This window comes from Streptomyces sp. NPDC054883 (assembly GCF_053610645.1).
This window is the reverse complement of sequence record NZ_JBSGYT010000028.1, coordinates 60538-78864: the sequence shown is the minus strand read 5'-3', so window position 1 is coordinate 78864 and position 18327 is coordinate 60538. Positions and strand designations below refer to the sequence as shown.

General features: G+C 73.8%; 14 protein-coding genes and 1 tRNA gene. 4 read left to right on the top strand and 11 right to left on the bottom strand.

The window, feature by feature from the left end:
- Positions 1-94: 94 nt before the first annotated feature.
- A tRNA-Met gene (locus ACWGH1_RS21390) sits at positions 95-168 on the bottom strand.
- Positions 169-375: 207 nt separating this feature from the next.
- Between ACWGH1_RS21390 and ACWGH1_RS21385 the strand changes: the two genes are divergently transcribed.
- The 3 genes from ACWGH1_RS21385 to ACWGH1_RS21375 all read left to right on the top strand — a co-directional run bounded on the left by ACWGH1_RS21385 (position 376) and on the right by ACWGH1_RS21375 (position 4555).
- The gene (locus ACWGH1_RS21385) at positions 376-1107 is read left to right on the top strand and encodes a hypothetical protein (RefSeq protein WP_453356777.1); all 732 of its coding nucleotides are present in this window, start codon (positions 376-378) and stop codon (positions 1105-1107) included.
- Between the two features lie 441 nt (positions 1108-1548).
- Complete coding sequence (gene fusA / locus ACWGH1_RS21380; RefSeq protein ID WP_453356776.1) at positions 1549-3642, top strand: elongation factor G; 2094 nt, start codon at positions 1549-1551, stop codon at positions 3640-3642.
- A gap of 115 nt (positions 3643-3757) precedes the next feature.
- Entirely contained in the window at positions 3758-4555 is a 798-nt protein-coding gene (locus ACWGH1_RS21375) for a class I SAM-dependent methyltransferase (protein WP_453355810.1), read from the top strand.
- Positions 4556-5355: 800 nt separating this feature from the next.
- Here the strand turns inward: ACWGH1_RS21375 and ACWGH1_RS21370 are convergent.
- The 9 genes from ACWGH1_RS21370 to ACWGH1_RS21330 all read right to left on the bottom strand — a co-directional run bounded on the left by ACWGH1_RS21370 (position 5356) and on the right by ACWGH1_RS21330 (position 16321).
- Positions 5356-6831: a glutamate-cysteine ligase family protein gene (locus ACWGH1_RS21370; RefSeq protein WP_453355811.1), complete on the bottom strand. Its 1476-nt coding sequence runs from the start codon at positions 6829-6831 to the stop codon at positions 5356-5358.
- A gap of 636 nt (positions 6832-7467) precedes the next feature.
- Positions 7468-8976 carry a glutamate synthase subunit beta gene (locus tag ACWGH1_RS21365; protein WP_453355812.1) on the bottom strand — a complete coding sequence of 503 codons (1509 nt, stop codon included), beginning with the start codon at positions 8974-8976 and terminating at the stop codon, positions 7468-7470.
- A 368-nt stretch (positions 8977-9344) separates the two neighbouring features.
- Positions 9345-9989, bottom strand: a complete 645-nt coding sequence (locus ACWGH1_RS21360) for a dihydrofolate reductase family protein (protein WP_453356017.1) — start codon at positions 9987-9989, stop codon at positions 9345-9347.
- A gap of 122 nt (positions 9990-10111) precedes the next feature.
- On the bottom strand, positions 10112-11467 hold the full coding sequence (locus ACWGH1_RS21355; protein ID WP_453356016.1) for a serine hydrolase domain-containing protein: 1356 nt from the start codon (positions 11465-11467) through the stop codon (positions 10112-10114).
- Positions 11468-11753: 286 nt separating this feature from the next.
- Positions 11754-12752 carry a type I glyceraldehyde-3-phosphate dehydrogenase gene (gene gap, locus ACWGH1_RS21350; protein ID WP_453356015.1) on the bottom strand — a complete coding sequence of 333 codons (999 nt, stop codon included), beginning with the start codon at positions 12750-12752 and terminating at the stop codon, positions 11754-11756.
- 156 nt (positions 12753-12908) lie between these two features.
- Positions 12909-13865: a GlxA family transcriptional regulator gene (locus tag ACWGH1_RS21345; RefSeq protein ID WP_453356014.1), complete on the bottom strand. Its 957-nt coding sequence runs from the start codon at positions 13863-13865 to the stop codon at positions 12909-12911.
- Positions 13866-13980: 115 nt separating this feature from the next.
- Positions 13981-14400, bottom strand: a complete 420-nt coding sequence (locus tag ACWGH1_RS21340) for a subtilase-type protease inhibitor (protein WP_453356839.1) — start codon at positions 14398-14400, stop codon at positions 13981-13983.
- Between the two features lie 318 nt (positions 14401-14718).
- Entirely contained in the window at positions 14719-15000 is a 282-nt protein-coding gene (locus tag ACWGH1_RS21335) for a hypothetical protein (RefSeq protein ID WP_453356838.1), read from the bottom strand.
- Positions 15001-15016: 16 nt separating this feature from the next.
- Entirely contained in the window at positions 15017-16321 is a 1305-nt protein-coding gene (locus tag ACWGH1_RS21330) for a ferredoxin reductase family protein (protein WP_453356837.1), read from the bottom strand.
- A 535-nt stretch (positions 16322-16856) separates the two neighbouring features.
- On the opposite strand from ACWGH1_RS21330, the gene ACWGH1_RS21325 reads away from it, so the two are divergent.
- Positions 16857-17294 carry a cytidine deaminase family protein gene (locus tag ACWGH1_RS21325; protein WP_453356836.1) on the top strand — a complete coding sequence of 146 codons (438 nt, stop codon included), beginning with the start codon at positions 16857-16859 and terminating at the stop codon, positions 17292-17294.
- Between the two features lie 60 nt (positions 17295-17354).
- On the opposite strand, the gene ACWGH1_RS21320 is transcribed toward ACWGH1_RS21325, so the two are convergent.
- Positions 17355-18242, bottom strand: a complete 888-nt coding sequence (locus ACWGH1_RS21320; protein WP_453353886.1) for an MBL fold metallo-hydrolase — start codon at positions 18240-18242, stop codon at positions 17355-17357.
- Positions 18243-18327 lie beyond the last annotated feature (85 nt).

Here is an 18327-nt window from a genome sequence, read left to right as displayed (position 1 = left end):
GGCTGCTGCTGCACCGGCACTCCGACCGGCCGGACCCCGCCGGGAACGGCCGTAGGGCCCGGATCCTCGAAGGATCCGGGCCCTACGGCTTCAGTAGCGGGGACAGGATTTGAACCTGCGACCTCTGGGTTATGAGCCCAGCGAGCTACCGAGCTGCTCCACCCCGCGTCGGTGAACCCCACCTTACGGCACGGCCGGGGCATGGTCGAACGGCTTTCCCACCGGGGCGCCGTCCGGCCGGATTCCCCCGGCCGAGTCGTTAGCCTCATCCCTGCGCCGAGCCGCCGGGAGCACGGCCCGGCCTTGGGCGTTGGACCGTCGAATGGGAGCGATCCCGTTGGACAGACGTACTACCGGAGAGACGAGGAGGACCCGATGAGCGCGGCCGACGAGGGGCGCCAGTGGCCGGACGAGGTCAGCGTCGACAACGTGAGGACGACGCTGCTGCAGCTCCTCGCGCGGGCGGGCGTGCCGAGCGGTGACGCGCGGGAACTGCTCGGGCTCCTGGAGGCAGGGGCGCTCGCTCTCGCGCACGGGGAGCTGAGCGGCGGCGGGCGTGGTGTGCCCGGGGACAAGGGCGAGGGGTACGAGTCGGGCTGGCTCGACGGCGCCGGGTGCCTCCTGGAGGAGCTCGGCGCCGTGGCCGAACGGACCCTGCAACGGGTCGTGGGAGCGGACGGGCCGCCGGGCCCGGCGGGGGAGCGCCCGCGGGCCGGGCGGATGGAGGTGGAGCGGGCGCTGGTGGCGCTCACGCCGCTGTACCTGTCCTTCGCCGCGGTCTCCGAGCTGGATCCGGAGGTGACCGAGGAGGTGCTCACCGCCGTCCTCGGCACGATGAGCCCCCGGCAGCGGGCGGGGTACGCCGGCCGCCTGACGGAGTTCGCCGCGACCCACCGGGGCCGGCTGGAGCGGCTGTTCGCGGCGTTCGGACCGGGCAGCGCCATCACGGTGCACGGCCGCTATTCGCTCGTCCACTCCGCCACGAGCATCGCCGTGCTGGAACGGCTCGTCTCCGTCCCGCAGGCGCTGCGGGAGGAGTGGGACGCCGAGGAACTGCCGCCCGCGTGGCTGGACGGGCTGACCACCGCCTGGGACGCATCGGCCTGACGGGGCCCGCCGGACCGTGTACTCCCCCGGCCGCCGGCTCCGTTGCCGTCCGCGCCCCCGGACGGCCCGGGCCGGCCCTACCGCCCCCGCCTGTGCGGAAAATGCCGTGCCCGGGTGGGATCGGCTTCACTACACTCGCCGCACGCGCTGCCGACAGGGCACCGCGTGTCCCGACGCCGAGTGAAGAGAGGGGGAACCGGGCCGTGCGCACACGACGCACCATCGCCTTCGTTCCCCCGTCCCGGTACGACGTGATCCCGGTGTCCCGTGGGGCCCGGTGCCGGCTGCGCGGCCGCCACCGGATGCCCGTGACGCTGTCCTAGTTCCCCCGTTCCCCTCCGCCCCAGGCCGTCCCGGCCGGGGCGCGGCGGGGCCGGTGTGCCCTGTGCCGTTCCGGGAATCGCGCTGCCTGCCTCCGTACCACTCGAAAGGCCCCGGGCCATGCGCAGCAACCGGCGACCCCTCGCCAGCACTTCTCCCACCACCGTCCGCAACCTGGGCATCCTCGCCCACGTCGACGCGGGCAAGACCACCGTCACGGAACGCATCCTGTTCGCGACCGGCGCCATCCACAAACGCGGCGAGGTACACGACGGCACGACCGTCACCGACTTCGACACCCAGGAACGCGACCGCGGCATCACCATCTTCGCCGCGGCCGTGAGCTGCGCCTGGGGCGGCCACCGCGTCAACCTGATCGACACCCCCGGTCACGTCGACTTCGCCGACGAGGTCGAGCGGTCCCTGCGCGTCCTTGACGGCGCGATCGCGGTCTTCGACGCGGTTGCCGGGGTCGAGCCGCAGAGCGAGTCCGTGTGGCGGCAGGCCGACCGGCACGCGGTGCCGCGGATCGCGTTCGTCAACAAGCTCGACCGGGCGGGCGCCGACCTCGACACGGCCGTCGCCTCCATCCGCGAACGGCTGGGCGTGGTACCGCTCGTCGTCCAGCTGCCCATCGGCCGCGAGGACGGCTTCACCGGGGTCGTCGACCTGCTGGAGATGCGGGCGCTGCACTGGCACGCGGACGCGGACCCGGGCGACGCGTACGACAGCGGACCGGTGCCCGAGGAACTGCGCGAGGAGGCGCGGCGCCGCCGTCGGCTCCTGGAGGAGACGGTCGCCTCGTTGCACGCGGACGCGCTGGAGGAGTTCTGCGCGGCCTCGGCGCTGACCGCGCCGACCCTGGCCCGCGCGCTGCGCGAGCTGACGCTCGCCGGGGACGGCGTGGTCGTGCTGTGCGGGTCGGCGTACCGCAACCGCGGGATCGAGCCGCTGCTGGACGCGGTCCTCGCCTACCTGCCGTCGCCCGCCGACATGCCGCCGGTACGGGGTGCGGCGGGCAGCTCCGGCGCCGTCGACGTGGAGCGCGCACCCGACCCGGCCGGCCCCTTCGCGGCGCTCGCCTTCAAGGTGACGGCGACGCCGACCGGGCGGCTCACCTACGTACGGCTGTACTCGGGCACGCTGCGCAAGGGCGAGACCGTACTGGACGCCGCCACCGGGCGTACGGAGCGGGTCGGCCGGATCCTGCGGGTCCAGGCCGACCGGCACGAGGAACGGGAAGAGGCGGTGGCGGGTGACATCGTCGCCGTGATCGGGCTGAAGGCGGCCAGGGCCGGCACGACCCTGTCGGCCCCCGGGGCGCCGCTGGTCCTCGAACCGCCCTCGGTGGCCGAACCGGTGGTGTCGGTGGCGGTCGAGGCGGGCCGGGCGGCCGACACCGGACGGCTCTCGACGGCCCTGGCGCACCTCGTCGAGGAGGACCCCTCGCTGGCGGTGCGCCTCGACCCGGAGACCGGCCAGACGGTGCTGTCGGGGATGGGCGAACTCCACCTGGAGGTCGCGGTGGAGAAGATCCGCCGCGGTCACGGCGTGGAGGTGGTGGTCGGGCGCCCGCAGGTCTCCTACCGGGAGACCGTCGTACGCGGCGTGACCGGCTTCGTCCACCGGCACGTCAAACAGGACGGTGGCGCGGGCCAGTTCGCCCATGTCGTCATCGACGTCGAACCGCTGGAGGAGGCAGCGGGCTTCGAGTTCAGGTCCACGGTCGTCGGCGGCCGGGTGCCCCAGGAGTACGTGCGGGCCGTGGAGGCCGGCTGCCGGGACGCCCTCGCCGGAGGACCGCTCGGCGGATACCCGGTCACGGGGCTGCGGGTCACGCTCACCGACGGCGCCACCCACTCCAAGGACTCCTCGGAGCCGGCGTTCCGTGCGGCGGGCCGGTTCGCGCTGCGCGAGGCCCTGCGCGCGAGCACCGTGGAGCTGCTGGAACCCGTGGTGGAGGTCACGGTGACGGTGCCCGAGGACGGTGTCGGCGCGGTGCTCGGAGACCTCGCGGCGCGGCGCGGCCGGATCTCGGGCTCCACGTCCGGGTCCGGGACGGCGGTCGTCACGGCGGCCGTGCCGCTGGCCGAGCTGTTCGGCTACGCGTCCCGGCTGCGCGGACGGACCCAGGGCCGGGGCACCTTCACCGCCCGGCCCGCGGCCCTGGCAGCGGTACCGGCCCCGGTCGCGGCACTGGTGCTGGGCCGCTAGCCGGGCGCCCCGGCCGCCGCCCCCGTCCGCACGGGGCGGCGGCGGGGGCGGGGACCGGCCTCCGTGGCCGGATCGAGGGCTCGTGGGGCGGAGCGGCTGCGGCCATGATGGCCCGATGGACAGACGGGTGGAGTTACGACCGGCGCCGCCGCGGCACTGTGGCCGCCCCGGGTACCGGGGCCTGCCCGGGGAGCAGTCCGCTGAGGCGTACGCCGTTTCGGCCGAGTTCTACGACGTGCTGCACGCCCGCGCGTACCACCGGCACGCGCTCGCCCTGGCCGCTCCGGCGGCCGCCGCCCGGCTCGGGATCGTCGAGGTCGGTGCGGGTACGGGCCTGGTCACCGAGGTGCTGATCGGAGCTTCGACCGTACCCGTCCACGCGGTGGAGCCCTCGCCCGCGATGCGCACCGTACTGCTCTCCCGGCTGCACCCGCCGGCCGGCGGCCGCGCCGCGGACCGGGTCACGGTGCACGCCTGCTCCGCCCTCGAACTGTCGCCGGTCGGGCCGGCCGACCTGGCCGTCTGCCTGCGGATGGTGCCCTGCCTGCCGCCCGCCGAGCGCCGCGCGCTGTGGCGGGTGCTGGCCGGGCTGCTGGTTACCGGCGGCCTGCTCTTCTTGGACCGGCCGCCGTCGGGTCTGCCCGGACAGCCGGTCCGGCGGGGACTGGGACAGGTCCGGCTGGGCATCGACACCTACCACGGGATGCTCACCCAGTGCGCCGAGGACGGCCGGATCCGCTACGACTACTCCTATCTGGTGTGCCGTCAGGGCCGGGTCCTGCGCCATGCACGGGAGTCCTTCCTCCTGTGGCCGCTGCCGCGGCAGGTGCTCGGCCGGGAACTCGCGGCGGCCGGCTTCGTACTGGAGGACGACCTCGCGCCGGACGTGCTCCGGGCCCGCCGCACCGCCTGAACACCCCCGTTCCCCCCGGCCCGTACACACGCCGGACGGCATGGCCCCGTGGGGCCGCGGTCCTGTAGTTCGATGGGCGCCGGCGCCGGGCGGTGCCCTGCTCCGTCAAGGTCGTTCGACGGTCTCGGGACCTCCTGGGAACGGCTGTCCGCCTGAATCCGGCCGCTGCGGCCGCCCGCCGAGCCCGGCTCGTCAGCCGTACGTGCGGTGGCAGAGCCTGGTGACGGCGGGGCTGGTCACGTCGTGCGAGGCGCGGCACAGCTCTGCCAGGTCCGGGGCACCGTCCCCGGGGGCCGGACGTGCGGTGCGGTGCGGGGCGGCCGGCCTCGCCCGGGCCTTCGGCCTCGCCGCCGGGCGCGGGGCGGCGGCCCGGCGGTGCCCGTCCGGGCCGGCACCGTCAGGGCGGTGCGGCGGCGGCCCGGCCCGCGGTGGCCGGCCGGGGGCATCGTGGAGCGAAGGCGCCGCGGGGCCGGACCCGGCCGGGCGGGCCTGACCGGCGGCGGGATCCGTCGGCGGCGGCTCGGGCAGGGCTGAGAGCGGCAGCCCCGCCCCCGTTCCCCCGGCCGGGTCCGACGCCACGGGGAGGGGAGGGGAGCCGGCGGCACGGCCCGGGGCGGGGTGGACGGCGACACATCCGGAGGCCGCGCACAGGGCGGCGAGGAGCAGAGGCAGAGACCAGCGGCGCATGACGACAACCGTGCCGTACCCGGGCCCGCCCGCGCTCCGGAGCGGACCCGCGCGCCCCCGGACGGGTGACGGTCCGTCGGCGTGGCGCGAGACGGCCGATGCGCGGACCACGGTCAGTCGACGGGCCAGGTGTGCACCGGGGCGTTCATGTGCATGAACTCCATGTACTGCCGCGTCATCCGGCGCAGCGATTCGTGGCGGTGCAGGTTGTGGTCGAGGTGGTGGAACATCTCCGACTGCCAGGTCGCGCCGTTGCGTCCGGACACGCAGCGCTGCTCGATCACGCCCAGCAGCTGCTCGCGCCACACGTCGTCCATGCCGGTGGCCTCCAGCCCCCGGTGCGCGAGCGGCAGCAGCCGGCGCAGTACGAGTTCGGCGGCGGGCACCTCACCCATGCCGGGCCAGTAGAGGGAGGCGTCGATGCCGTACCGGGCGGCGAGGTGCAGGTTCTCCTCCGCGGCGGAGAAGGACATCCGGGACCACACCGGCCGCTCCTCGTCGACCAGCGCCCGGGTCAGGCCGTAGTAGAAGGCGCCGTTGGCGAGGACGTCGGCCACCGTCGGACCGGCCGGCAGCACCCGGTTCTCCACCCGCAGGTGCGGCTTGCCGTGGGCGACGGCGTACACCGGACGGTTCCAGCGGTAGACGGTTCCGTTGTGCAGCGTCAGCTCCGCGAGCTCGGGAACGCCCCCCGCCTCGAGGGTGGCGTGCGGATCCTCGTCCTCGCACAGGGGCAGCAGGGCGGGGAAGTAGCGCTGGTTCTCCTCGAAGAGGTCGAACACGCTGGTGATCCAGCGTTCCCCGAACCACACCCGGGGCCGGACCCCCTGGACCTTGATCTCCTCGGGCCGGGTGTCGGTGGCCTGCTCGAACAGCGGGATCCGGGTCTCGCGCCACAGCTCCTTGCCGAACAGGAAGGGCGAGTTGGCGGCGAGGGCCACCTGGACCCCGGCGACGGCCTGCGCCGCGTTCCAGTAGGCCGCGAAGTCCTCGGGTGCGACCTGGAGGTGGAACTGGACGCTGGTGCAGGCCGCCTCGGGGGTGATCGTGTCGGCGTACGCGCGCAGCCGCTCGACCCCGTCGAGCGCGATCCGCAGGTCCTCGCCGCGGGCCGCGAACACCTGCTCGTTCAGGAGGTGGTAGCGCGGGTTCTCCGAGAGGGCGTGTTCTCCCACGTCCTTCTGCTGGAGCGTCGGCAGGATGCCGACCATGACGAGGTGGGCGCCGACCATGGCGGCCCGTTCCTCGGCGTGGTTGAGCGCGTCACGGATCTCCCGCTCCCAGGCGTCGGGGCCGCCGCCCTCGGCCAGCCGCCGGGGCGGAAGGTTGACCTCCAGGTTGAAGCGGCCCAGCTCGGTCGACCAGGCGGGGTCGGCGATGGCGGCGAGGACGTCGGAGTTGCGCATGGCCGGCTCGCCGGAACCGTCGACCAGGTTGAGCTCGATCTCGAGGCCGACCTGGGGCCGGTCGTGGTCGAACCGGGCCTCGCGCAGCATGCGGGCGAGCGCGTCGAGGCAGGATTGCGTCTTGCTTCGGTATCGGCGCCGGTCGTCCCGGGTGAACCTCAGCGCCGGGACATCCCGTCCCATCGGACCTCCCGAGCCCCGGGCCGCCCGGGCCCTTGGGGGCTCGGCTCCGGGCGCTCGTGGGCGTTCTCCTTCCAGCGTCGCACGCCGTACGCCGCACCGCCCGCGGCGGCGGGGGGCGCGGGGACGGCGGGCTGATGGCGCCGCGTACGGGGCCCACTGCGCGTCTGCCCCCTGGGAGTCGGGGACGGACAGGAGGTGCTCGGCGCCGCCTGCGAGCAGCCGGGCCGTTTCCGTCGAGCGCGGGAGCATCGACTTCTCGTAGTCGCGCACGGCCTCGCCGAGGGCGGGGGAGCGGACGAGCGCGAGCGCGGGTTCGCAGGCGCGAAGAGCGGACGATCGACGCAGGCGCCGTCGTTGTCGGTGATCGTCCGCAGTGTCCGCGGTGACCAGGTCGCGTACTCACCCGGCAGATGTGCACGGATGCCCCCGGTGTCGTCGGGGCGGAGCCCGTTCGCCGCGATCCAGTCGGCAGGCACCCGGCGCATGAGGTGGACGCGCATGTGGCCGCCGCTGCTGTGCGTCTGTGCGACCTGCTGGTACACGGCGGGCGGGCACAGCGGGAGCCCGCCGAGCCGCGTCCCTGGCCCGCGCGGTGGCGGGCCCGCGAAGGGCGAGGGCCGGGGCGCGGGGGCCGGCCTACAGGTCCCCGTACCGCATGCGTCCCAGGGCCGTCATGGGCCGGTCGTGCGCGGCGACCGGCGCCGGCAGGGCGGTCGAGCCGGTCAGGTAGCGGTCCACCGCCGCTGCCGCCGACCGGCCCTCGGCGATGGCCCACACCACCAGCGACTGGCCCCGACCCGCGTCACCGGCGACGAACACCCCCGGGGCCCGCCCGCCGGCGGCGGCGAAGCCCGCGTCGCGGGCGAAGTTGCCGCGCTCGTCGAACTCCAGCCCCAGCTGTTCGCACAGGCCGCCCGCCCGCTCGGGTCCGGAGAACCCCAGGGCCAGCAGGACCAGCCCGGCCGGTACCACCCGCTCCGTGCCCGACAGGGGCTGCCGGGCCTCGGGCTCGACGGCGGTCAGGCGCAGCGCCCGTACCCGGCCGGAGGCGTCCCCCTCGAACCGCAAGGTGGCGCAGGAGAAGAGCCGCGGGTCGGTGCCGGCCCGTCCGCGCGCCTCCTCGTGCGCGTGGGAGATCCGGTACACCTTCGGGTACGTCGGCCAGGGGTCGCCGTCGCCGCGTCCGGGGCCCGGTTCCGGATTGATGTCGAGCTGCACCACCGAGAGCGCGCCCTGCCGCAGGGCCGTACCGAGGCAGTCCGAGCCGGTGTCGCCGCCGCCGACGATCACCACATGGCTGCCGTCGGCCGTCAGGGGGGACTCCGCGAGGTCGCCCTCGCGCACCCGGTTGGCGCAGGTCAGGTAGTCCATGGCCTGGTGGATGCCGCCCAGCCCGCGCCCCGGGACGGGGAGCTCCCGGCGCTCCCCGGCGCCGACGGCGACCACGACGGCGTCGTAGCGGGCGCGCAGTTCGTCGGCCCGTTCGGCGCCGCCGACGTCCGCGGCGGTCACGAAGGAGGTGCCCTCGGCCCGCATCTGCTCGATCCGGCGGTCGAGGTGGGCCTTCTCCATCTTGAACTCGGGGATGCCGTAGCGGAGCAGGCCGCCGATCCGGTCGGCCCGCTCGTGGACGACCACCGCGTGCCCGGCCCGGGTCAGCTGCTGCGCCGCGGCCAGCCCGGCCGGGCCGGAGCCGATCACGCCCACCGAACTCCCGCCGCGCCGTTCCGGCGGACGCGGGGTCATGTAGCCGCGCCGCAGCCCCTCGTCCGCGATCGTCTGCTCGACGTTCTTGATGGTCACCGGGTCCGCGTTGATCGCCAGGACGCAGGCGTCCTCGCAGGGCGCCGGGCAGAGCCGGCCGGTGAATTCGGGGAAGTTGTTGGTGGCGTGCAGCCGCTCGTACGCGGCGCCCCAGTCGGCGTGCGCGGCGTAGGCGTTCCACTCGGGTATCAGGTTCCCCAGCGGGCACCCGGTGTGGCAGAAGGGGATGCCGCAGTCCATGCAGCGGTCGGCCTGCTCGGAGACGAGCGGCAGCAGCGCCTGCCCCGCGTACACCTCGCGCCAGTCCCCGAGCCGCTCCGCGACGGGGCGCGCGGCGACGGGCCTGCGGGGGATCCTCAGGAAGCCGAAGGGATCGGTCACGCGCCGCCTCCCTGGCCCACGTGCGAGGGTACGAGGCGCGGTACGGCGCGCACGATGCGCGCCGTATGCAACCTTTCGACCAGATTACGCCATCCGGGCCATACGGCGCGGGCTTCTTTTCCGGCGGCGGTGGGCAGCCACGAAGCGGCCTGCGATCGGCCCGAGCCCCGAAGTCCCTCCGCGGGCCGGGCCGTGTCGACGGGGTCTGACGACCGGACCACCGCCTTGGTCGCGCGCCTCCCGGCTCCGGGTCCTATGCCGGCCCGCGCGGACCGGGGCGACGTGCCGGCGCCTCGACCACCCGGGTCAGCTGCCCGGAGGGGACGGAACGGGTCTCGGCGATCGCCGGGGCCGGTCCCGAGTGCCGGTCACTTCCGCCAGAAGAGGTGGTGCGTCACTCCGCTCGGGCTCGGTACGACCTCCAGGTGGAACCGGTCGAGCAGCTCGTCGGGGGACTCCCAGAGCCGGAGTCCGGTCCCGAACTCCACCGGCGAGACCGCCACATGAAGGGTGTCGACCAGGTCGGCGTCGAGGAACTGCCTGATGGTGCCGACCCCGCCACCGAGCCGGACGTCCTTGCCCTGCGCCGCCTCCCGCGCTCGCCCGAGGACGGTGGCGGGCTCGCCCCCGACGAAGTGGAACGTGGTGTCGGAGAGCGTGAACGAAGGACGCTCGTGGTGGGTCATGACGAACACCGGCGTGTGGAACGGGGGCTGGCCACCCCACCAGCCGCGCCACTCGAAATCCTGCCAGGGCCCACGCTGCGGCCCGAACTTGTTGCGGCCCATGATCTCGGCGCCGATGTTGCGGGCGTAGTCCCGCGCGAAGTAGTCATCGAGGCCCCGGCTGCCACCGGGATCGGTGCGCATCGGCCAGCTGGCCGTGGCGCCGGCCCAGGCGAACAGCCGCTCGGGGTTGGCGATGCCGAACGGGCACTCAAGGCTCTGGTCCGCACCGGCCGCGATGCCGTCACTCGAGACGTTGAAGTTCTGGACCCGCAAGAGCTGAGCCATGTGTTCCTCCTGGGATGGCGATGTCGGAGATGAGACTCTCCGGTCCCGCGGAACTCATCGCTGCAACGGCAGCCTGTCGAAGCTCGTGACGCCCCCGGTCCGGGCCCGGGCGGGACGCAGGCTCATGAGTGCGGCCCGGGGCCCTGGCCCCGGTCGGTGACGGTGGGGTAGGAGACCCCCCGGTAGACCTGGTTGAGGACCGTGGGCAGCAGGGCGTTCGCCGTCGTCTTCGCGTCGAGCGACACGGTGAGGTTCGTCCAGATGACGAGGGTGACGTCGTTCTCCGGATCGTGGCCGATGAAGGAGTTGAACCCGGGGAGTTCACCACCGTGGTAGTACATCGCGGCGTGCGGGGTGTAGCGCTGGTAGGCGATCCCGTACCCGTACTTGAGGCCTTCGGGAGCGGCCGGGTCTTCGGCTCGCGGGCTGTGCAGCCACTGCTGCTGGGTGGCGGCGTCCAGCACCTTGCCCGTGACGAGGGCCTTGATCCAGGTGGCCATGTCGTCCGCTGAGGAGATGGCGTTTCCGGCGGCGAAGGCGTAGGAGGGGTTCTGATGGGTGTAGTCCACCGGCTGGAGCTTCCCGGAGCGCGCCGCGGCCTGTACGCCGGCGGAATAGGGCTCGTCGGTCATCGCGTGCACCGAACCGCCGTACATGTAGCCGTGTGCGTAGGAGGCGGGCAGGGACACGTCGTGGACGCCCGGCAGGGAGGTTCCGGTGAGGCCGAGCGGGGTGAACAGCCGGTCGCGGAACTGCTGGGCCAGCGGCCGGCCGCCCGCCTTTTCGGCGACGAGGCCCAGGAGCACGTAGTTGGTGTTGCTGTACTCGAAGGTCGTACCGGGTGCGGCGTTCGGCGGGTGCCGGAAGGCGATGTCCAGCATCTCCTGCGGTGTCCGCGCCTTGCCAGGTCCGGCGTCCAGCGACGCGGAGAATTCGGGCGCGCTGGTGTAGTTGTACAGGCCGCTGCGCATCTCCAGCAGCTGGGCGATGGTGATGCCCGCGCCGCCGGGCACTCCGGGGACGAAGTCGGAGACCGGGTCGCCGAGCCGGAGCTTTCCGTCCTGGGCGAGCAGCATGATCAGCGTCGACGTCATGGTCTTGGTGTTGGAGGCGATCCTGAAGTGTTCGGCCGTGGTGGGAGGTCGGGCCGCGCCCAGCTCGGCTGTTCCGACGACCGTACGGAAGGTTCCCTGCGGGGTCCGGAGCAGGACCACCGCGCCCGGCACCATGAGCTTCTTCGCCGCCTGCTCGACAGCGGATCGCAGCGCGGCCGGATCGACGGGCTTCAGCGCCGGCGGAACGGACGGCGGCGAGGACGGCGACGGTGTGGGCGCCGCGTCGACCGGCGCGGCGACGGGTGCTGCCGCGGCGGCGGGGGCCGCCAGGGACGGACCGCAGACGAGCATCAGCAGAGCGGCGCCGGGGGCCAGCGCCGCGGCGCGGCGCCGGGTGTCTTCGGCGGTGCGGATGGACCTCATGCCGGCATCACGGCCCTCGGGCTCGGCGGTCGAGTGCCGCGGCGGGAGCGACCCGGGAATCGGACGGCAGGACCGCGCGGCACAACCGTGGAGGTGAGTCAGATCATGACAAAGCAGTCAATCCTATCATCGGCCTCTTCGTACTCCCGCGCCACGGTTCCCGCCCGCGCACCGCGGCCCCGGAGTTGCCCGCCCGATCGCCGGCGGGTCAGCGCGCACCGCGCGAGGCCCCGGCCGGCGCGGGGAGCCGGTGTCGACGGGGCTCCCCGGGCGCGGCCGGCGGATTTCAGCGAGTGGCGAGGAGGGTGAGGGTGTCGATCACGCGGTTCGAGAAGCCCCACTCGTTGTCATACCAGGCGACCACCTTGACGTGCCGGCCGTCGACCCGGGTGAGGGCCGAGTCGAAGATCGACGAGGCCGGGTTGCCCGTGATGTCGGAGGACACGAGCGGGTCCTCCGAGTACTCGAGGACGCCGGCCAGCGGCCCCTGCGCCGCCGTGCGGTAGGCGGCCAGCACCTCGTCGCGGGTCACGTCGCGGGCGACGCTCGTGTTGAGTTCGACGATCGAGCCGACCGGAACCGGCACGCGGATCGAGTCGCCCGACAGCTTGCCGTCCAGGTTCGGCAGCACCAGGCCGATCGCCTTGGCGGCGCCCGTCGTGGTCGGGACGATGTTGACGGCGGCGGCCCGGGCCCGGCGGGGGTCGCGGTGCGGCCCGTCCAGCAGGTTCTGCTCCTGCGTGTAGGCGTGCACCGTCGTCATGAACCCGTGCTCGATACCGGCGAGTTCGTCGAGTACCGAGGCCAGCGGCGCGAGGGCGTTGGTCGTGCACGAGGCGTTCGAGACGATCGTGTGCAGGTCCGGGTCGTACGCGTCGTGGTTGACCCCGTACGCGAGCGTGACGTCGGCGCCGTCCGACGGCGCGCTGACGAGGACCTTCTTCGCCCCCGCCTTGACGTGGGCGCGGGCCGCCCCGGCCGACGTGAAGCGGCCGGTCGCCTCCAGCACGATCTCGACACCGAGCTCGGCCCACGGCAGCTGCTCCGGCTCCCGCTCCGCGAGCACCGTGATGCGGCGGCCGTCGACGACCAGGACGTTCCCGTCGACGGTCACCGGGCGGCCGAGCCGGCCGGACGTGGTGTCGTACGCGAGCAGCCGCGCGAGCGCCGCGGGTTCCGTCAGGTCGTTGACGGCGACGACCTCGAGGTCGCTGTCGCGTTCGAGCAGTGCGCGCAGCACATTGCGTCCGATGCGGCCGAAACCGTTGATGGCGATACGAGTCATGAGCGGTGTCCCCTTCTCTGTTCGCCCTCAGGTTCGCCCCCGGCACCCGCCCGCGACAGCGGCGGGATTGCCACGGTTCAAAAGGATCCCGCCAAAAGGATCTCGCCGTAAGGATCTTTCCGAAGGGCCTCGGTCCCAACCCCGGCGGGCCTGCCGCTATCCGCCCCGGGTGAAGGTGCGCCGGTACTCGCTCGGGGTGGTGCCGAGGATGCGCTGGAAGTGCAGCCGCAGGTTGGCCCCGGTGCCGAGGCCGACGTCGGCGGCGATCTGCTCGACGCTCCGCTCCGAACGTTCGAGCAGCTCACGGGCCACGTCGAGCCGGGCGCGCATCACCCACTGCATCGGCGTGTAACCCGTGTCCTGGACGAAGCGTCGCGAAAAGGTGCGCGGCGACACCGCCGCGTGTCCGGCCAGTGCCTCCAGGGTGAGCGGCTCGCCGAGACGGTGCAGCGCCCACTCCCGGGTGGCGGCGAACCGCTCGCCGAGCGGCTCGGGCACACTGCGCGGCACGTACTGCGCTTGACCGCCGCTGCGGTACGGAGCCGCGACCAGGCGGCGCGCCGCGTGGTTGGACGCGGCGACCCCGAGGTCACGGCGCAGCATGTGCAGGCAGAGGTCGATGCCCGAGGCGGCGCCGGCCGAGGTCAGCACACTGCCCTCGTCGACGAACAGGACGTCCTCGTCGAGCCGGACCAGCGGATGCTTCGCCGCGAGGGCCCGCGCATAGTGCCAGTGGGTCGTGGCGCGCTTGCCGTCGAGCAGTCCCGTGGCGGCGAGCGCGAACGCGCCCGTCGAGATGGCGGCGAGCCGCGCGCCCCGGGCGTGGGCGGAGACCAGCGCGTCGATCACGGCCGGGGGCGGGTCGTCGCGGTCGGGGAACCGGTAGCCGGGGACGAAGACGATGTCCGCCCACGCCAGCGCGTCCAGTCCGTGCGAGACGGCGTACGACAGGCCGTCCCCACCGGTCACCAGCCCCGGGGCCGCGCCGCACACCCGCACCTCGTACGGCATGCTCGCGCGGGTCGTGAAGACCTGCGCGGGGATCCCGACGTCGAGGGGCTTGGCGCCCTCCAGCACGAGGACGGCGACGCGATGGAGGCGGGAGGCAGACACACGGAGAGCCTACGCGGCGCCCCGCCCGCACAGGGCGCCTGACCTGCGGGCCCGCCCACCGCCGCCCCCGCGGGGAGGGACGGGCGCGGCGGCGGTTCGGGGGCCCGGGCGGGTGTCAGAAGGCGAAGAGGGCGTTTCCGTTGAAGGTCGCGGACATCGCGCAGGTGTTGGAGAAGGTGTGCTTCCAGGAGACGCGGCGACCCTGCCACACCCCGTCCGCGGTCACCGTGACGGGGTCGTAGATCATCGGACAGACGCGGTTCGGGTCCGGGGCGGCCAGGAGCGTGTCGAGGGCGCCGGCGGTCCCGGCGAGTGCGGCGCAGGCGGCCTTGGGGTCGGGGTGCGTTCCCTGGGCGGTCGGAGCGCAGCTGAGGGTGGACGCCCGTACGACAGTGGCACCGTTCTCGCCCTGGCCCATGGTGAGGACCACGGCGGACGGGGCGTACAGGCTGTCCGGCTTGGCCTGGGCGATGCCGGTGGCGCCCGCCAGGGTCAGGAGGGCGGCGGCGGAGACGGCAGCGATGCGGTGACGCACGACGTGACTCTCTTTCAATTCAAAGGTCAGAGGCAGCGGTTGGCTGCGTTCTCTCGATCGGACGCTGCCGAGTCTGTCGGGTGTGAAGGGTGCATGCACATCCATGACCGATTTACAGACAACTCGTTCGATTATCGGCGACCGAACGGTCGTTCAGGCAGCTCAGGGGGCCGGAACGCACTGCGCGATCACGCGCGGACGCAGGGTGACAGTCGCCGGAACGGCCGAAGCAGGGCCGTTGACCTGCTCTAGGCTGGCCGCGGTTCATCGAAAGTCCACCCAGGCTGACCGGATAGCGCCGGTGGGGCGGGTGCCTGCTCAGTGCTGGAGCCGCGGGGTCGCCCTGCCGTCCGGGGGCGGCGCGGTCGGTGCGGCCGGCTCGACGGTCAGCGTGATGACCGTCGCCGTCACCACGCTGGCCAGGGCGAGCCCGGCGACGAGCCACCGGGGCCGGCGGGGCTTGCGGTGCCGACGGGCGGCCGTCCGGCCGGCCCGCCGGTGCGGCCCGGCGGACGGCAGCGGCGCGAGGTGCTCCGTCCCGCCCGGCTCGGCGGGGGCGGTGTGATCGGCGGGCTCCTGGGGTGCGGCGTACCGGCTCATCGGCGGATCGGGATCCTCAGTAGGTGAAGCACTCGGTGTGGATGCGAACGGCGGGGACGCCGGCCCTGATCAGTGCCGCCGTCGTCGCATCGGCCATGCCGGGCGGCCCGCAGAGGTAGACGTCACGGTCGGACAGGTCGGGAACGAGTGCACGCAGGGCCTGCGGGGCCAGCGGATCGTAGGCGGCGTCGGAGCGTCCCACCAGATAGTGCAGGGCGGCCCGGCGGTCGGCCGCGATGGCCTCCAGTTCGTCCCGCAGCACCAGTTGGCCGGCGTCACCCGCGCGGTAGAGCAGGGTGAGGTCGCCTGGGCCCGCCGGCAAGGACTCGAAGAGGGCGCGCATGGGAGTGATCCCGATGCCTCCCGCGATCAGCAGCACCTTGGTACGGGTGCGGCGCCGCTCGGTGAGCGCGCCGAACGGACCCGTCGCGAGGACCCTGGTCCCGGGCTGCAGCCCGCGGACCCGGCGGGAGTGCCCGCCGAGCGCCTTCACCGTGATCCGGAGGCGGTCGTCGCGCACGGGCGCGGAGAGCGAGAACGGCAGGGCCGTGTGCCACAGGCCTCGCCTCAGGAACCGCCAGCGGAAGAACTGGCCCGGCTCGGCCCGGAGTTCACCGAGCGCGCCCCCTCGGATGGTGACCGAGACCACGCCGGGGCCCTCACCTTCGACGGTCGCGACGCGCAGTCCGTGCCGTAGGGCCTGACGGACCGGAACGATCGCGCGGTACCAGCCGAGCAGCACGCCGACGGCGGTGTGCAGCAGGGCCCAGAACCAGGTGGTGAGGGTGGTGGCGCCGACGTCCGGGCCGACGAGCTGGTGGGCGAAGCCCAGCGCGGCGGCGAGGTAGGCGAGCAGGTGGATCCCGCGCCACGTCTCGTGCGGGACGCGACGGCGCACGGCCCGCGCCGAGCACAGGCCGACGGCCGCCAGCAGGGCGGCTCCCACGAACGCCGCCGCGACGGCCGGGTACCGGAACAGGGCTCCGGTGGCGGCGAGTACGTCGGTCCCCGTGCGCAGGGCGTACACGAGGACGGCGAACAGGCCGTGGGCGGCGCACAGCAGCAGGACCCACCGGCCGCCGAAGGCGTGCCAGCGCGCGAGGCGGTCGGCGCCCACTCCGTGCTCGACCGCCGGTACGCGCGCCATCAGGAAGAGCATGGCGAGGATCCCGTAGCCCGCGAGGAGCCCGGTCAGGTGCGCGGCGGCCCCGATGAGCTCGTCGGGCCGGGCCGACGGCTGCACCTGAGCCGCCCACAGCAGGGTGACGGCGACCGCTCCGGCGACCAGGCCGGCGCGCAGCCGCTCGGGCGCGGTCCTCATGCGCGGGGCGCCGCGCCGCGAGCGCGCGGTCTCTCGGGGCGCCCGTGGGTGTCACGCGTCGGGCGGGGTCGGCGAGTCATGCCAGGTCCGTTTCAGTCGCGGCAGTGATGACGGGCCGGTGGCCTGGCGGTGAGGGCGGCCACCGGAGGAGTAGCACTGGCAACTATGTGCAAACCCTCTCGCGCCGGGCAATGGCGCTGCACACAGGATGAGTTCCATCACGCAGGGACTTTGGCAACCTATGTCCGCATATGGAAAGCGCTGCCTGTCCCGCTTCGCCCGCAAGCGTTATCGTGCAATCGCCTTCCCTGCTTTGCGTTTTTGCGAAGAGGTCCGCCGGAATGGCCCGGCCGCCGCTCCCGGGTTCCGCGCTTGACCAACTCTTTACGCGGCGGGGGCGCTCGGGGAGCGGGCGCCGCGCACGATATTCGGTCGGCGCACACCGGCCCGTGGATATACCGTCTTCCGTCCGGGGCGCGCGGACGCCACGCCGAACGGCCCGCGCGGCGGCCCGGCTTTTCGGCAAGGGGAGAAGATGACCACGCAGACCCGTCCCGTCGACCATGAACTGGTCGGGGCCGCGGCCCACGCCGCCCGCACGCGTTGCCGGGGTGACAACCACACCATGGCGGCCGCGGCCCGCGCCCGGGACGGCCGGATCGTCACCGCGGTGAACGCGTACCACTTCACGGGCGGCCCCTGCGCCGAGCTGGTCCTGATCGGCGCGGCAGCCGCCCAGGGGGCCTACGAGCTGGACACCGTCGTCGCCGTGGGCGACCGCGACCGGGGGGTGGTTCCCCCGTGCGGCCGGTGCCGCCAGGTCCTCCTCGACTACTTCCCCGGCCTCCAGGTCATCGTCGGTGATGCGGAGCGCCTCCGTACGGTCCGCATCACCGACCTGCTGCCCGAGAGCTACGTCTGGGCCGACCACCAGCTCGACCCGCCCGCCGGTGACGGGGACTCGTCCGGCTGAGCCCGGGTGCGGAGCCGCCGGCCGGCCCCCGCGGCGGCCCCGCGCCCGGCCTCCGGCGGGTCAGGCCTCCAGGGGCCGCCAGGCGGGGCCGTCTCCGTCCCGCCGGACGTGTCCGAACACCACGTCGGCGAAGTGGACGCCGAAGCCGATCGTGCCGGGCTCCGCCAACTCGGCGACCAGGCGGCGGCGGTGGCCGGCCGTCCGGACGAGGTCGTGGTCGAAGGCCGAGGACCACTCGGGGTGGTCGATCTGGATCGGCGAGTGCACGGCGTCGCCGAAGGCGATCAGGCGCCGGCCGCCCCCGGTGATGACGTACTCGGCGTGCCCGACCGTGTGCCCGGGGGTGATCCGCACGTGGACGCCGGGGAAGACCTCCTGCCCGTCCTTGATCGTGCGTACGCTCGGTGCGAGGGCCGCGACCTGCTCGGTCATGCCCTGCGCTTCCAGGAGGTCGCGCCGGTCCCACTCGGGCTCGGAGATCAGGTAGTCGGCGTGGGCGAGCACGGGCCGGTCACCGCCGGGGGCGGTGTGGCAGGCCCAGCCGAGGTGGTCCACGTGGAGATGGGTGAAGGCGACCGCTTCGATGTCCTCGGGCCGACGGCCGAGTTCGGCCAGGCCGTCAGCGAGCGCGCCTCCCCGGATCACGCCGAGGGGGCCGTCCGGAGCCTCGAACGTCTGCGGGCCGAAGCCCGCGTCGATCAGCAGGGCGCGGTCCCCGTGCTCCACCAGCAGACCGCCGACGCTGCCCACGAGGCGGCCCGTCGCGTCGAGGTATTCCGGGTGTGCGGCCCACACCTCGGCGGTGGTGTCCGGCAGCAGTTCCAGCGGCCGCAGCCGTACGTCGCCGTCGGGTACGTACGACACCTTCGTCTCGCCCAGCCGTATCGAGCGGATTCCCGAGGGCCGGCGCAGTCGTACGTCGTGTTCCCGCGCGGTCAAGTCAGGCATGGGGTCTCTCCGGTGAGGTGTCGTCAGGCCGCCGTCGGGTCCCCGTGGCGACGACGCCCACCATAAACATCAAGTTCGAATCATT